1 protein-coding gene is annotated in these 897 nt (G+C 71.8%); it reads left to right on the top strand.

The features are described 5' to 3' along the window. Positions 1-897: type VI secretion system baseplate subunit TssG (gene tssG / locus G3N99_RS41195; protein WP_206125308.1), on the top strand; the 897-nt coding region annotated here is incomplete at both ends.

The following is an 897-nucleotide window of genomic DNA, read 5'->3' as shown; positions in this document are numbered from 1 at the left end:
CACGCGGCGCGACGGCCCGATGGGTTACGAGCTGCTCCGGGCGCTCCGCTGGCTCGGTTTCCGACCTCCCGGCCGCGCGCCGCTCGGCCATGCCACGCGGCCGCGCGACGAACCGGTGCGGCTTGGGCAGCAGCCGTCGCTCGCGTTCGCGGCGTCGATGCTGGCCGGCGTGAGCGATGAGGGCAGTGGCATGCCGCCGCGCATCGCGATCCATGGTTTCGGGCTGTTCGGCCCGAACGGGCCGCTGCCGACGCACCTGACCGAATACGCGCACGAACGCGCGGCGCAGCACGACGATCCGACGTTTGCCGCGTTTGCCGACCTGTTTCATCACCGGCTGATCCTGCTGTTCTACCGCGCGTGGGCCGACGCGCAGCCGACGGTGAGCCTCGACCGCCCGGAACGGGCACGGTTCGACGGTTACGTCGCGAGCCTGATCGGGCGGGCGGCACATGGCGACAAGCCGGCCGCGCAAGCCGAAACACACGCCGACGCCGACATGCTCGCGCCGCATGCGCGCTACTTCCACGCGGGCCATCTCGTGCGGCACACGCGCAACCCGGAAGGGCTCGTGCAGATCCTGCGCCGGCATTTCGGTGTCGAGGCCCGCATCGTCGAGCACGTGCCGCAGTGGGTCGCGATCGAACGTTCGCAGCGCTGCACGATCCGCGCGACGCGGCCGACGTTGCGGGTCGGCGCCGTCGCGCTCGGCGTCGCGGTGCGCGATGCGCAATCGCGCTTCCGGATCGTGCTCGGCCCGCTGTCGCTCGATGCGTACCGCCGTTTCCTGCCGGGTGGCCCGCATGCCCGGCAGCTCGCGCAATGGGTGCGCGAATACGTCGGCATCGAGTTCGACTGGGACGTGCAGCTCGAACTGGCGGCCGACGCGGTGCCGGC

The organism is Burkholderia sp. Ac-20392 (assembly GCF_017104585.1).
GTDB lineage: Bacteria > Pseudomonadota > Gammaproteobacteria > Burkholderiales > Burkholderiaceae > Burkholderia > Burkholderia lata.
This window is presented reverse-complemented; position numbering and strand designations above follow the sequence as displayed.